Origin of the sequence: Actinomycetospora sp. CA-101289 (assembly GCF_050955895.1) — a bacterium.
Taxonomy (GTDB): Bacteria; Actinomycetota; Actinomycetes; order Mycobacteriales; family Pseudonocardiaceae; genus Actinomycetospora.
The window spans coordinates 4,968,068-4,981,349 of the sequence record NZ_CP192093.1; the positions used below are offsets into that span (position 1 = coordinate 4,968,068).

8 protein-coding genes are annotated in these 13,282 nt (G+C 77.4%); all 8 read left to right on the top strand.

Annotation, left to right across the window (positions count from 1 at the left end; translation table 11 throughout):
* Nucleotides 1–118 precede the first annotated feature (118 nt).
* The 8 genes from pknB (at nucleotide 119) to ACQPX6_RS24890 (ending at nucleotide 13,185) form a co-directional block, all read left to right on the top strand.
* Nucleotides 119–2,014: a Stk1 family PASTA domain-containing Ser/Thr kinase gene (gene pknB / locus ACQPX6_RS24855; protein ID WP_433783252.1), complete on the top strand. Its 1,896-nt coding sequence runs from the start codon at nucleotides 119–121 to the stop codon at nucleotides 2,012–2,014.
* Nucleotides 2,015–2,109: 95 nt separating this feature from the next.
* Nucleotides 2,110–2,400 carry a hypothetical protein gene (locus ACQPX6_RS24860; protein WP_433783254.1) on the top strand — a complete coding sequence of 97 codons (291 nt, stop codon included), beginning with the start codon at nucleotides 2,110–2,112 and terminating at the stop codon, nucleotides 2,398–2,400.
* A gap of 196 nt (nucleotides 2,401–2,596) precedes the next feature.
* A complete protein-coding gene (locus ACQPX6_RS24865; RefSeq protein WP_433783255.1) occupies nucleotides 2,597–5,146 on the top strand; it encodes an FHA domain-containing protein in 2,550 nt (849 codons plus the stop codon).
* On the top strand, nucleotides 5,143–5,862 hold the full coding sequence (locus ACQPX6_RS24870; protein WP_433783257.1) for a hypothetical protein: 720 nt from the start codon (nucleotides 5,143–5,145) through the stop codon (nucleotides 5,860–5,862). The genes ACQPX6_RS24865 and ACQPX6_RS24870 overlap by 4 nt, the downstream gene beginning before the upstream one ends.
* 215 nt (nucleotides 5,863–6,077) lie before the next feature.
* Nucleotides 6,078–8,018, top strand: coding sequence for a protein kinase domain-containing protein (locus ACQPX6_RS24875; protein ID WP_433783258.1), 1,941 nt, complete (start codon nucleotides 6,078–6,080; stop codon nucleotides 8,016–8,018).
* A gap of 52 nt (nucleotides 8,019–8,070) precedes the next feature.
* Nucleotides 8,071–10,005 (top strand): hypothetical protein, encoded by a 1,935-nt coding sequence (locus ACQPX6_RS24880; RefSeq protein WP_433783260.1) that lies wholly within the window; start codon nucleotides 8,071–8,073, stop codon nucleotides 10,003–10,005.
* 152 nt (nucleotides 10,006–10,157) lie between these two features.
* Nucleotides 10,158–10,685: a hypothetical protein gene (locus ACQPX6_RS24885; RefSeq protein WP_433783262.1), complete on the top strand. Its 528-nt coding sequence runs from the start codon at nucleotides 10,158–10,160 to the stop codon at nucleotides 10,683–10,685.
* 13 nt (nucleotides 10,686–10,698) lie between these two features.
* Nucleotides 10,699–13,185 (top strand): ATP-binding cassette domain-containing protein, encoded by a 2,487-nt coding sequence (locus ACQPX6_RS24890; RefSeq protein WP_433783263.1) that lies wholly within the window; start codon nucleotides 10,699–10,701, stop codon nucleotides 13,183–13,185.
* Nucleotides 13,186–13,282 lie beyond the last annotated feature (97 nt).

The window sequence follows — 13,282 nt, forward strand, 5'->3', positions numbered from 1 at the left end:
GCCGAAGGGGCGACGCACCGTTCCCGACCCGGTCCCGCGCCGTTGGACCCGTCCGGGTGATGCTGACCGGGACCACGGCGGCAGCGGGACCCGGGCGGAGCGGAGGCGCGAGGAGCGGATGTCGCAGGCGACCGTGGTGGCCGGGCGTTACCAGCTCGGTCCGGCCCTGGGCCGGGGCGGCATGGCCGACGTGCACGCGGGACACGACGTGCGCCTCGGACGTGAGGTCGCGATCAAGGTGCTGCGCGCGGACCTCGCCCGCGACCCGTCGTTCCGGCTGCGCTTCGAGCGCGAGGCGCAGAACGTCGCCGCGCTGAACCACCCCGGCATCGTCGCGGTCTACGACACCGGCGAGGTCGCCGGCGAGCACGTGGACCTGCCGTTCATCGTCATGGAGTACGTCAGCGGGTCGACGCTGCGCGACCTGCTGCGCGTCCACGGGCCGATGCCCCCCGAGCGCGCCTGCGCCGTGATGGCCGACGTCTGCGGCGCGCTGGGCTTCAGCCACGAGCACGGCGTCGTGCACCGCGACGTCAAGCCCGCGAACATCATGATCACGCCGGGCGACGTCGTGAAGGTGATGGACTTCGGGATCGCCCGCGCCCTCACCGAGACCGGGCCCGGGCTCACCGGCGACATGGTCATCGGCACCGCCCAGTACCTCTCCCCCGAGCAGGGCCTCGGGCAGGAGGTGGACGCGCGCGCCGACGTCTACGCCGCGGGCTGCGTGCTCTTCGAGCTGCTCACCGGCGAGCCCCCGTTCAGCGGCGACAGCCCGGTGGCGATCGTCTACCAGCACGTGCGGGAGGACCCGCCGCTGATCGCGACGCTCGCCCCCGCCGGGGTCGACGTCCCGGGCGAGCTCGAGGCCGTCGTGCGCCGGGCGATGGCCAAGAACCCCGACAACCGCTACGCCACCGCGGCCGACATGCGCGCCGACCTCCTGCGCGTGCTCGCCGGCGAGCGTCCCGACGCGCCGGCGGTGCTCGCCGAGCACGAACGTCTCGGCGACCTCGACGAGAGCGGCGACCCCACCGATCCCGGCCTCGGCGGCCCGGGCACCGGGTTGAACCCCGTCATCGGGCGGGGCGCCCGCCGCGGCGCGGAGCTCGACCGGTCGCCGCGCACCGGGGCGCACGCCGCCGTCGCGCCCCGCGGGCGCTCCCGCCGGCGCCTCCTCGTGGTCGCGCTCGGGCTCGTCGCGCTGCTCGGCCTCGGCGGCTGGTGGCTCGTCGCGCCCTCGGACAGCGAGGTGCCCCGCCTCGTCGGGCTCAGCCGCGAGGAGGCCGTCCGCGCGGTCACCGACGCCGGGCTGGCCCCCATCGTCGTGCCCACCGCCTCGCCGCCCGAGCAGGTCGACCGGGTGGTGGCGGTCTCGCCCGACGTCGGCGCCCGCGTCCAGGAGGAGTCCACGGTGACGCTGCGCGTCGGCCGTGGCCCCGGGCTGGTGCAGGTCCCGCTGCTCGTGGGGCGCAGCCCGGAGGCGGCGCGCGTCGCCGCGGAGGGCGCCGGGCTGGTGCTCACGCCGGTGCCGCGACTGCGCGACACCGACGATGCCACCGAGGTCGGTCAGGTCGTCGGCCAGGACCCCGTGCCCGGCTCGCTGCGGGCCGCGGGCAGCGCGATCGAGCTCGTCGTCGGCCAGCGGCGCGCGACCCTCGAGGTCCCCGACGTCACCGGGCGCTCGCGCGCGTCCGCCGAGACGACGCTCGAGGGTGTGGGCCTGGAGGTCACGTTCCGCGAGGTCGACGGGGGTGGCGCGGTCGGCACGGTCGTCGCGCTGCGCCCGGGCGCGGGCACCGCGGTCCCCCGCGGCAGCACCGTCACCGTCGACGTCGCGCGCGCGGGCTCCGCGCCCACGTCGGGGGCGCCGGCGGGCGACGACCCCGGCGGGGCCACGGGCGAGGAGCAGGGCGGCGCGGACGACCCCGGGACGGGCGAGGGCGGCGAGTACGGGGAGTACGACGGCGCCGACCAGGGCGACGACGGGTTCTTCGACGGGATCTTCGGCTGACCCGTTCGTGATCCACCGGACGGCGCATCAAGGTCCGCCGCGTGGCGCTCGATGGAGAGGGTGACCGTGTACGTCGGCCCGTCGCCCCGAGGGACGTGATCGAGATGTTCCGCCGCCCGACCAGCTCCGGCACCGCCACCCTGCAGACCCGGGCCCGCCACTCCCGCCGGGAGCGCCGCCGCGAGGCCGTCGACACCGCGGCACGGCAGGCCCGCCTGGACCGCGTGCACCGCCGCCTGGTCGAGGTCGGCTCGGTGCAGGTGACCCGGCCCCAGGCCATCGACACCGACACCGCCCGCCGCGACCCGCTGACCCGCCCGTTCGCGGCGCCCGCGCCGCGCGTCCACCGCAGCACCGCGCCGTTCGCGATGGCCCGCTCCGCCTGATCACCGGCCTGATCACTCTCAGCGTGCCTGTCCCGGTCTCCGGGGCGGGCACACTGCGTGACGCCTCGGCGCGATTATCGCGAACCCCCTGGTCACGCCCCTCCTCGCGAACACACACTGTCACCGTCTCGGACGTCCGCGCCGAGGGACGTGACGACGCCGGGCTCCGCCGCCCGGCTGCGCGAGGAGGCCGTCGGTGCACTCGGTGGAGCCCCTGCCCCGGCCCTCGGCGGGCCGACGTGCGGGACGGGGACGGCGCCTCACGGCGCCGCAGCTCGAGCTCACCCACGGCGACCAGCGGATCGTCGTCCCGGCCGGTCGCCCGGTCACCATCGGCCGCGACGAGGCCGCGGACCTCCGCGTCGTGCACCCCCTGGTCTCGCGCCGGCACGTCGAGCTCCGCCCGCTGCCCGCCGGGTGGGAGCTGATCGACCGCAGCCAGAACGGCGTCTACGTCGCCGGCGCGCGACTCCAGCAGCTGCGCCTGTCCCCCGACGCCACCCCCCGCCTCGTGCTGGGCCTCGGCGACGGCGGGCCGGAGGTCCGGCTGGTGCTGCGCGCCGTCGCCGCCGACCCGGGCGCCCCGCCGGTGGCCATGGCCGCGCCCCTCGTGCCCCCGGCCGCCCGGCCCGCCGCGAGCCGCCCCGCTGCTGCCCCTGTGCCCGCGCTCCCCGACGAGCCCGACGGCCCGAGCCGACAGGGCCGGCTCTCCGCGGTGCACCGCCTGCCGTCCGCGCCCCCGTCCGGGCCCGACCCCGCGGCGCCGGCCGGTCCGCGGCGCATCCGCATCGGGCGCGCCGACGACAACGACGTCGTCGTCGCCGACCTGCTCGTCTCCCGCCACCACGCCGAGCTGGTCGCCGACGGCGCCGGCGGCTGGGAGCTGGTCGACCTCGGCAGCCCCAACGGCACCTACGTCGACGGGCAGCGGATCCGCCACGTCAAGCTGCACCCCGGGCGCCTGGTGGGCATCGGGCACGCGCTGTTCCACCTGGAGGTCGGTCCGGACGGCCAGGGCACGCTCGTCGAGCGGGAGGACGTCGGCGCGGTCGCCTTCCGCGCCCAGGACCTCGTCGTGCGCACCGCCCAGGGCCGGGTCCTGCTCGACCACGTCGGCTTCGCGCTCGAGGAGAAGAGCCTGCTCGCGGTGGTCGGCCCGTCGGGCGCCGGCAAGTCCACGCTGCTGCGCGCCCTGACCGGCTTCCGGCCCGCCGACGACGGCACCGTCACCTACGCCGACCGCGACCTCTACGCCGACTACGACGAGCTGCGCCAGCGCATCGGCCTCGTCCCCCAGGACGACATCCTGCACCCGCAGCTCACGGTCCGGCGGGCGCTGGGCTACGCGGCCCGGCTGCGGTTCCCGTCGGACACCACCGCGGTGGAGCGGGACCGGCGCATCGAGGAGGTGATCGGCGAGCTCGGGCTCACCGGCCAGGCCGACCAGCGCATCGAGTCCCTGTCCGGCGGCCAGCGCAAACGCACCAGCGTCGCCCTCGAACTGCTCACCCGCCCCTCCCTGCTCTTCCTCGACGAACCCACCTCCGGGCTCGACCCCGGCCTCGACAAGTCCGTCATGCACACCCTGCGCGGCCTCGCCGACGACGGCCGCACCGTCGTCGTCGTCACCCACAACGTCGCCAACCTCGACGTCTGCGACCGCCTCCTGCTCCTCGCCCCCGGCGGCACCGTCGCCTACTTCGGACCACCCCGCGAAGCCCTCCAGTACTTCGGCGTCACCGACTTCGCCGACCTCTTCCTGCTCCTCGACCGCGCCCCGGGTACGGCGTGGGCGGAGCGGTTCCGCCGCAGCCCGCTCGGCGCTCGCCACCTCACCCCGGCTGCCCCCGCTGCGCCCGCCGCCCGCCGGCCCGCGCCGCTGACCCCGCCCCCGCGCCAGCAGTCGGCGCTGTCCCAGTTCGGGGTGCTCGCGCGCCGCTACCTCGCGGTGATCGCCGCCGACCGCCAGTACACGATCTTCATGGCGACGCTGCCCCTGCTGCTCGCGGCGCTGTCGCACGCGCTGCCGGTGGACACCGGGCTGTCGCTCGCCGAGCAGCTGCGCGGGGTGCCCGGCGCGCCGCAGAGCCTGCTCATGGTCTTCGTGGTGGGCGCCGCGCTGATGGGGTCGGCGGCGTCGATCCGCGAGCTCGTCAAGGAACGCGAGATCTACCGCCGGGAGCGCGCCATCGGGCTCTCGCGCGCCGCCTACCTGCTGTCCAAGGTGGTCGTGCTCTCGCTGATCACCGGGCTGCAGGCCGTGGTGCTCGGCGTGCTGGGCACGATCGGGCGGCCCGGCCCCGACGAGGCGGTGCTCCTCGGCGACCCGCGGCTGGAGATCCTGGCGGCGATCGCCGCGACCACCGTCGCGAGCATGGCGGTCGGGCTGGCCGTCTCGGCGTGGATCGACAACGCCGACCGCGGGATGCCGCTGCTGGTGCTGCTCGCGATGCTGCAGTTCATCCTGTCCAGCGCGCTGCTGCAGATCCAGGACAGCCCCGTGCTCGCGCAGCTGTCGTGGTTCGTCCCCGCGCGGTGGGGCTTCGCCCTCGGCGCGTCGACCCTGGGCCTGCGCAGCGGGCCGGGCGCCCCGCCGCCCTACACCGAGCCCGAGCCGCTGTGGGACCACACCGCCGGCACCTGGCTGTTCGACCTCGGCGCGCTCACCGCCGTCACCGTCCTGTTCGTCGTCCTCGCGGCCGTGCTCCTGCGCCGCCTGGATCCGCGCGCCGGGAGGACCCGATGACCGTCACGCTGCCGCCCCGCCCCGGCGAGCGCCGCTACGTGGCCACGGTGACCGCGGCCCGGCCGGTCGCCCGGCCCACGGCCCCGCCGGCCCCGGCGTCCCCGCCGGTGCCGCCCCGCACCGCCCCGCGCCGGCGCTCCCGTCGAGGCCGTCTCGGGCTCGCCGTCGGCCTGCCGCTGGCGGCGCTCGTGGTGGGCCTGCTCCTCGGCCTGCTCCTCGGGCTCGTCGTGGTCACCCGGCAGGCGGCGCCCGCGCCCCCGCCGTCGGCGGCCGCGACCGCCGCGCCCGCCCTCGCCGCCGCGTTCCCCGACGTCGCGGCCCTCGGCGCGTCCTGCACGCCCTTCGACCCGGGCGCGCAGGGCTACACGACCTCGACCGGGGCCCGGGCCGTCGCGGTCCTCCGCTGTGACCACGGGGCGATGGTGCCGGGCGGCGGGGTGTACTACACGCAGTGGCCGACCGCCGCCGACGCCCGGCAGTGGCAGGCCGACCAGGTCGCGTGGGGTCCGAGCCTCGACGGCCGGGCGAGCTGGGCCGCGGCGGGCGCCGACCAGGGGCCGTGGCACGCCCGCGCGGGCGCCGACGGCACCGTCTACGCCACCGCCGCCTACGCCGACCGGCCCTACGGTTTCGACGTCGTCACCCGTTCGGCGCAGGACACCCCGCTCGTGTTCGGGGCGATGCGCCTGCTGCCGACGGCCGCGCTCCCCGCCTGACCCACCCTGCACGTCCGCTGAGCTGCGGGGATGCGCTGCGTCCGCGTCCGCGGGACCCCGCGCGCGGCTGTCGGAGCGTGCACGACGCTCACGTCCCGTCACCGGTACCGACGAATTCGGCGCCCCCGCTGGTCCTGTCGTCGGCCATCGCGCATACTCTCGGTGACGACCGGGGGGAGCCGTTCTCCCCGGCCACACACCCAGGAGAACGGCCCATGAGCACCGAGGCCCCCGGCCACTCGCCCTCGTCGTCGCCCGGCGAGCCGGTGGAGATGTTCGGGCCCTACCGCCTCGAGGAGCGCATCGGGCGCGGCGGCATGGGCGAGGTCTTCCGCGCCTTCGACACCTCGCGCCAGCGCACCGTCGCGGTCAAGCGCCTGCACGGCGGGCTCGCCGACGACGCCGACTACCAGGAGCGCTTCCGGCGCGAGTCGCGCGCGGCCGCCCGCCTGTCCTCGCCGCACATCATCCCGATCTACGACTTCGGCACGATCGACGGGCGCCTCTACATCGACATGCGCCTGGTCTCGGGCCTCGACCTCGCCGAGGAGATCGAGCGCAACGGGCGCCTCGAGCCGCGGCGCGCGGCGGAGATCGTCCGCCAGACCGCCGACGCCCTCGACGCCGCCCACGAGGACGGCCTGATCCACCGCGACGTCAAGCCGTCGAACGTGCTGATCACCCAGCACCGTGGACGCGACTTCGTCTACCTCGTCGACTTCGGCATCGTCCGCGCCATGGGCGGCGACACCAAGAGCTCGCTCACCGGCACCGGCTCGGCCATCGGGACCCTCGCCTACATGGCCCCGGAGCTCTTCCTGGGCCGCGAGATGGACCGCCGCGTCGACGTCTACGCGCTGGGCTGCCTGCTGTTCGAGGCGATCGCGGGGCGCCCGCCGTTCCTCTCCGAGGGCCCCGGCCTCATGTACGACCACCTCAACGAGACCCCGCCGCGGCTCTCCGAGGTCGCGCCCGGGTCGCCCCCGGCCCTCGACGGCGTGCTCGCCACGGCCATGGCCAAGGACCCCGCCGCGCGTTACGCCACCGCCGGCGACTTCGCCGACGCCGCCATCCGCGCCGTCGGCGGCGAGGTCGGCACCGGCGCGACCAGCGGGGCCCCCGCCACCGACGCCACGTCGCGCGTCGCGGGCGGGGCGGCGCTCGGGGCGGCGGCCGGTGCCGGCGCCGCGGCCGCCGTCGGTGCGGGCACGCCCGGCTCCACGCCCACCCACGTCCCGCCGCCGCGCCGGACGTCCGGGCCGCAGCCGGGTGGGCCCCAGCAGTCGCAGCCCCAGCCGTGGTCCCCGCAGCAGACCGGCCAGCCCTCGCCGTTCGGCACCCCGCAGGGGTCGGGCCCCCAGCCCACGCCCGGGTACGGCCCGCCGACCGGGGGCGGCACCCAGGGCTACCCGCAGGGCTTCCCGCCCGGCCCGCCGCAGGGCTACGGGCAGCCGGGCCACGGCACCGGCCAGTACCCGCCGCCGCCCGGATCGGGGCCGCAGAGCGGGTGGTACGGCCAGCCGCCGCAGCCGCCGAAGAGCGGCAAGGGCAAGGTCGTCGCGATCGTCGCCGGCGTCGCGGTGCTCCTGCTGATCCTCGCGGTGGGCGCCGTGGTGCTGTTCGACCAGAGCACCCCGTCCACGCCGGTGGCCACGCCCACCACGGGCGGCTCGACGGCCCCGACGGCCACCACCGCGCCGTCCACCTCGGCGTCGTCGGGCACGGGCGCGCAGGCCTCGATGGCGCAGGTCTTCCCCGACTCGGCCAGCTCGAACTGCCAGCAGGTGGACGTCGCCGCCAACCCGCTGCGCACCCAGGGCGGCGCGCTGGCCACCGAGGTCTACTACTGCGACTACGCCAGCGTCGTCCCCGGCGCCCGCGTGATCTTCGCGCGGTGGGCGGACGCCGCCGGCGCCCGCTCCTGGTACCAGGACACCGAGAACCTCGGTCCGCGCATCGAGGACTTCGACATCTGGCGGGCCGGCGGCGTGCAGCAGGGCCCGCTCTACACCGCGGAGTCCAACGGCACCGTGTACTCGACCGGCCTCTACGAGGGCCTGCCCTTCAGCTGGGAGATCCGCACCTCGAACCTGGACCAGTCGAACCAGGTGTTCAACCAGCTGCGCTTCAGCCCGCGGACCTCCTTCGGCGGCTGATCCACCGGCGACGGCCACCGCGACGACGGCCTCGGGGACGACGGGTGGACACGTGACGGACGGCTGCACGCCCGCCAGGACCGGGCAGGTGCTCTCGGGCGGGCACTACCGCCTGGGAGCACCGCTCAGCCCCGCGGTGTGGTCGGCCCGCGACGAGTGGGAGGGCCGCGACGTCGTCGCGGTGGCCCTCGCCCCGGACGGCGGCGAGGGCGCGCTCGCCCGCGTGGCGCGCGACGTCCGGCGGGCCGGAGAGCACCCGCACCCCGGCCTCGCCCCGGCGCGCGACGTCGCCGCGGGCAGCGACCGGACGCTGTGGCTCGTGCACGAGGCGCCCACCGGTGCGCGCGGCCTCGCCGACGCCGGAACCGTGCCCGCGCGGGTGCTGCTGGAGCGGGCCCTCGTGCTCGCCGGAGCGCTCGCGGCCGCGCACGGCGCCCGCCTGGTGCACGGGCGGGTGGGCGCCGACGTGGTGCTCGTCGGGGACGACGCCGGCGAGGTGCGCCTGCTCGGCGCGCCGTCGGGCCGGCGCCCGGCCGATCGCCCCGCCGCCGAGGACGACGACACCCGTGCGCTGGCGGGCACCCTCGCCGCGGTGCCCGTGAGCGACGAGGGCAGCGACCTCGCGACACGGCTCGCCGACGTCCTTGCCCGGTACGCCGCGCCGTCCGGCGAGCCCGCGGGCGCACTCGACGCCCGCCTGCGCCGCGACCTCCGGGCCCTGACGGAGGGCGCACCCGAGCCGGAGCCGGTGACCGAACGGCGCACCGAGCGCGTGGACCTGCCCGTGGGCGGCGCCCCGCCGCTGGTGGCGACCGGCTCCCCCGCCCGCGCCGCGGCACCCTCGGCGCCCGCGCGCCCCTACCGACCGGGCCCCCCGCCGGGCATGCCGCCCCGCCCGCCCCGGGGACCCGCCCGCCCCGTGCTCCACGGCCCGCCCCCGCCGTTCCCGCCCCGGCCCGGTCCACCCGGACCATCCCGACCGCCCGGTCCCCCGACGCCCCCGCCACGAGGGACCCCGCCGTCCTCGCGCCCGTCCACCCGGTCGCTCGCCCTGCTCGCCGCCGGCGCCGTGGCGCTCCTGCTGGCCGGGGTGGTCGCGGTCGTCCTCACCCCGGCCACGCCCGACGTCCCGGCGGGCCCGGAGGACCGCGTGGTCCCCGCGGCGATCGGCGACCCCGGCACCGTCGACCCCTGCGGGCTCCTCGACCCCGCCGCGCTCGGGCAAGGGGCCGGCGGCGCACCGGCGCGCCTCGTCCCCGACCTCGGCTCCCCCGCCGCCTGCACCGCCGACGTCCCGGGCCCGCGCGCGGACCTGGTGGTCGTCGCCACCCTCGAGCCCGTCGCGACCGCGGTGACCGCCGGCGAGGAGCAGCGGGTCGGCCCGCTGCTCGTGCGCCGCGCCCCGCCGCGTCCCGGGGTGTGCACGCGCACGGTGGTCACCACGGAGGGCGTGCAGGTCGCGCTCGACGCCGTCGCCCCCGCGGGCTCGGGGGCCGATCCCTGCCCCGTCGCCGACGCGGCCACCGACGGCGCGGTCGCCGCCCTGTCCCGGGGCGCGCCGCTGCCCCGGCGGGCGGGCGACGACCCGCCCGGCGCGCTGACCGGCGTCGACGCCTGCGGCCTGCTCACGCCGGCCGACCTCGCCGCGGTGCCCGGCCTCGACCCTGCCCGCGTCGCTCGGGGGGTCGGCGGGTGGTCGTGCCGCTGGGGCAGCGGCGAGGGCCGGGGGTCCGTGGTCACCGTGGGCGTCACCCGCCGCCGCGCGGTGGCGCCGACCGAGGACGTCGCGGGGCGGGCCGCCGTGGTCACCCCCGGGTCGGCGTCGTGCACCACCGCCCTGGTCCAGCGCGCCCTGACCGCGCCCGACGGGAGCCCGCGCGTCGAGCTCCTCGAGGTCACCGTGTTCGGCGACGGCCCGCCCGCGGGGCTCTGCGACCTGTCCCGCACACTCGCCACGGCCACCGGCCCGCGCCTGCCGCCGCCGTGATCTCCGCGGCGCCGACGGTGACGACGAGGGGCCCCGGATGTGACCATGACCGACCCGGGCAGCGGTAACACCGAGGCGCCGGAGTCCCGATACTCCGGCGCGACGACGATCGAGGAGGGCCTCGTGACCAGCACCGACCGGATCCCGGCGCCGTGACGGCAGCTGCCCCGGCCGCGGGAGCCGGCGCCGCCCGCGGTCCGTGGATCGCCAGCGCCGCCCTCGCCGTCGCCATCGTCGTCGCCGCGGCCCTCGCGGTGTTCACGCTGGTCACCGTGCCGACGTCGGGCTCGCGGACGGAGACCGCCGCACCCGCCCCCGCGCCCAGCGCGGCGGCGGCCCCGGCACCCGCGCCCGCCGTGGTCGGCACCCCGGCCGTCGCCGACACCGCCGGGCGCGCCCTGCCCGCGGCCGCGGTCACCGGTGTCCAGGGCCTCTACACCGCGCTCGGCACCGGCGACCTCGCCGGCGTCGAGTCCCGCTACGCGCCGGCGGCCGCGCTCGACGCCGCGCCGTGGTCGCAGGTCGGCCCGCTGCTGGGCGTCCCCGCCAACCGCGAGGCGCTGATGGCGGCCCTGCGCGAGCCGCCGCAGCGCCGTGCGGGCACCTTCCGCTACAGCGCCGCCGGTGCCCGGGTCGGTGTCGACGCCCAGGGACGCATGGCGTTCCTGGTGCTGCCGTGAGGGACGCCGCCGCATGACGTTCGATCCCGTGCGCGGGGGCGCCCGCGCGGCACCGGGCGCGCCCCCGCCGCTGGAGATCCAGGTCGCGGGGCGCTCCCGCACGCTGCGCCCGGGCGAGCAGCTCGTCATCGGCCGCGACGAGGCATCCGACCTGCAGGTGCTCGGGCCGCGGGTCTCGCGCGAGCACCTGCTCGTGCGCTCCACCCCCGAGGGCTGGCAGCTCGTCGACCGCAGCCGCAACGGGTCGTTCGCCGGCGGGCGGGCGTTCCGCGAGATGGCCGTGACGGGCCCGGTCTCCGTCCGCCTCGGCGACGCCCGGGAGGGCCCCGAGCTGCGGCTCGCGACGATCGGGGCCCCACCCCCGCCGCCGCCCCGGACCCCGCCGCTGCGGCCCACGCCCCCACCTGGGGGCCGTCCGGTGCCGCCGGCCGGCGACCTCGGGGTCACGGTGCCGGCCGCGGAGCGGTCGTCGGCGCAGGGCCGGCTCTCGGCGGTGCACCAGCTGTCGTCCACCGCCGACCTGCCGCGCGCCGGGGCGGGGCCGTCGCCGAAGGTGCGCATCGGCCGCGCCGAGGACAACGACGTCGTCGTCTCCGACCTGCTCGTGTCGCGCCACCACGCCGAGCTCGTCCGCCGCCCCGGCCACGGGTGGGACATCGTCGACCTCGGCAGCCCGAACGGCACGTTCGTCGACGGCGCCCGGGTGCGCCGTGCGCCCGTCACCCCGACGTCCGTCGTGGGCATCGGGCACGCGCTGTTCCACCTCGAAGGTGACCGGCTCGTCGAGCACGTCGACACCGGCGACATCGGGTTCCGCGCCGAGGGCCTCGCCGTGCGGGTCGGCGGCAAGACGCTGCTCTCCGGCGTCGGCTTCTCGCTCGCGCAGCGCAGCCTGCTCGCGGTGGTCGGCCCGTCGGGCGCCGGCAAGTCGACGCTGCTCCGGGCCCTGACCGGCTTCCGCCCCGCCGACGACGGCGTCGTGGAGTACGCGGGCCGCGACCTCTACACCGACTACGACGAGCTGCGCCAGCGCATCGGGCTCGTGCCGCAGGACGACATCCTGCACCCGCAGCTCACCGTGCGCCGAGCCCTCGGGTACGCCGCGCGTCTGCGCTTCCCGACCGACGTGTCGGCGGGCGACCGCGACCGCCGCATCGAGGAGGTGATCGGCGAGCTCGGGCTCACCGGCCAGGCCGACCAGCGCATCGAGTCCCTGTCCGGCGGCCAGCGCAAACGCACCAGCGTCGCCCTCGAGCTCCTCACCCGCCCCTCCCTGCTCTTCCTCGACGAACCCACCTCAGGGCTCGACCCCGGCCTCGACAAATCCGTCATGCACACCCTGCGCGGCCTCGCCGACGACGGCCGCACCGTCGTCGTCGTCACCCACAACGTCGCCAACCTCGACGTCTGCGACCGCCTCCTGCTGCTCGCCCCCGGCGGCACCGTCGCCTACTTCGGACCACCCCGCGAAGCCCTCCAGTACTTCGGCGTCACCGACTTCGCCGACCTCTTCCTGCTCCTCGACCGCGAGAAGGGCGTCGACTGGGCCGACCGGTTCCGGCGCTCGCCGCAGTGGGCCCGCTACATCGGCGCCGACGCGCGGCGGGCGCCCGGGCGCGGGGCGACGGTGCCGGCCGAGGCGCCGCGCCAGCAGCCGGTGCTCACGCAGTTCGCGGTGCTCGCGCGCCGCTACCTCGCGGTGGTGCTCGCCGACAAGCAGTACACGATCTTCATGGCCGCCCTGCCGCTGCTGCTGGCGGTGCTCACCCACGCCCTGCCCGGCGAGACGGGTCTGTCCCAGGCGGCCCAGGCACGCGGCACCCCCGGGGCGCCGAACAGCCTGCTGCTCGTGTTCGTCGTCGGTGCCGCGCTCATGGGGTCGGCGGCGTCGATCCGCGAGGTGGTCAAGGAGCGCGAGATCTACCGCCGCGAGCGGGCGATCGGGCTCTCGCGCGGGGCGTACCTGTCCTCGAAGCTCCTGGTGCTCGTCGTGATCACCGGCGTGCAGTCGGTGCTCCTCGGCGTGCTGGGGATGCTCGGGCGCCCCGCACCCGACGAGGCCGTGCTGCTCGGCTCGGGCACCGCCGAGATCGTCATCGCGCTGTTCGGCGTCGCGGTGGCCAGCATGGCGCTGGGCCTCGCCGTCTCGGCCGCGATCACCAACGCCGACCGCGGGATGCCGCTGCTCGTGCTGCTCGCGATGCTGCAGTTCATCCTGTCCAGCGCGCTGCTGCAGATCGGCGGGAGCCCGGTGCTCGCGCAGCTGTCGTGGCTGGTGCCCGCGCGGTGGGGGTTCGCGCTCGGTGCGTCGACCATCGGGATCCCCGCCGGACCGGGCCTGCCGACGCCCTACCGCGAGGCCGACCCGCTGTGGGACCACGACGCGCTGACCTGGGTGCTCGACCTGGGCGCCCTCGTCGGGCTCACGGTGCTGTTCGCCGTGGCGACCAGCATGCTGCTGCGCCGCGTCGAGCCGATCCGCGGGACCCGCAAGCGCTGAGCTCGTCGGACCGCGGCCCGCCACGGTTCTCTCAGGAACATCCCCGCCGCCCGCACCGTCACACGGGCGAGAACACCGACACTCGGCGAGGAGATCA

What these genes read in the sequence shown, in the direction of transcription:
- ACQPX6_RS24870 (WP_433783257.1), top strand. Translation starts at nt 5,143, where the DNA reads ATGACCGTCACGCTGCCGCCCCGCCCCGGCGAGCGCCGCTACGTGGCC.
- pknB (WP_433783252.1), top strand. Translation starts at nt 119, where the DNA reads ATGTCGCAGGCGACCGTGGTGGCCGGGCGTTACCAGCTCGGTCCGGCC.
- ACQPX6_RS24890 (WP_433783263.1), top strand. Translation starts at nt 10,699, where the DNA reads ATGACGTTCGATCCCGTGCGCGGGGGCGCCCGCGCGGCACCGGGCGCG.
- ACQPX6_RS24875 (WP_433783258.1), top strand. Translation starts at nt 6,078, where the DNA reads ATGAGCACCGAGGCCCCCGGCCACTCGCCCTCGTCGTCGCCCGGCGAG.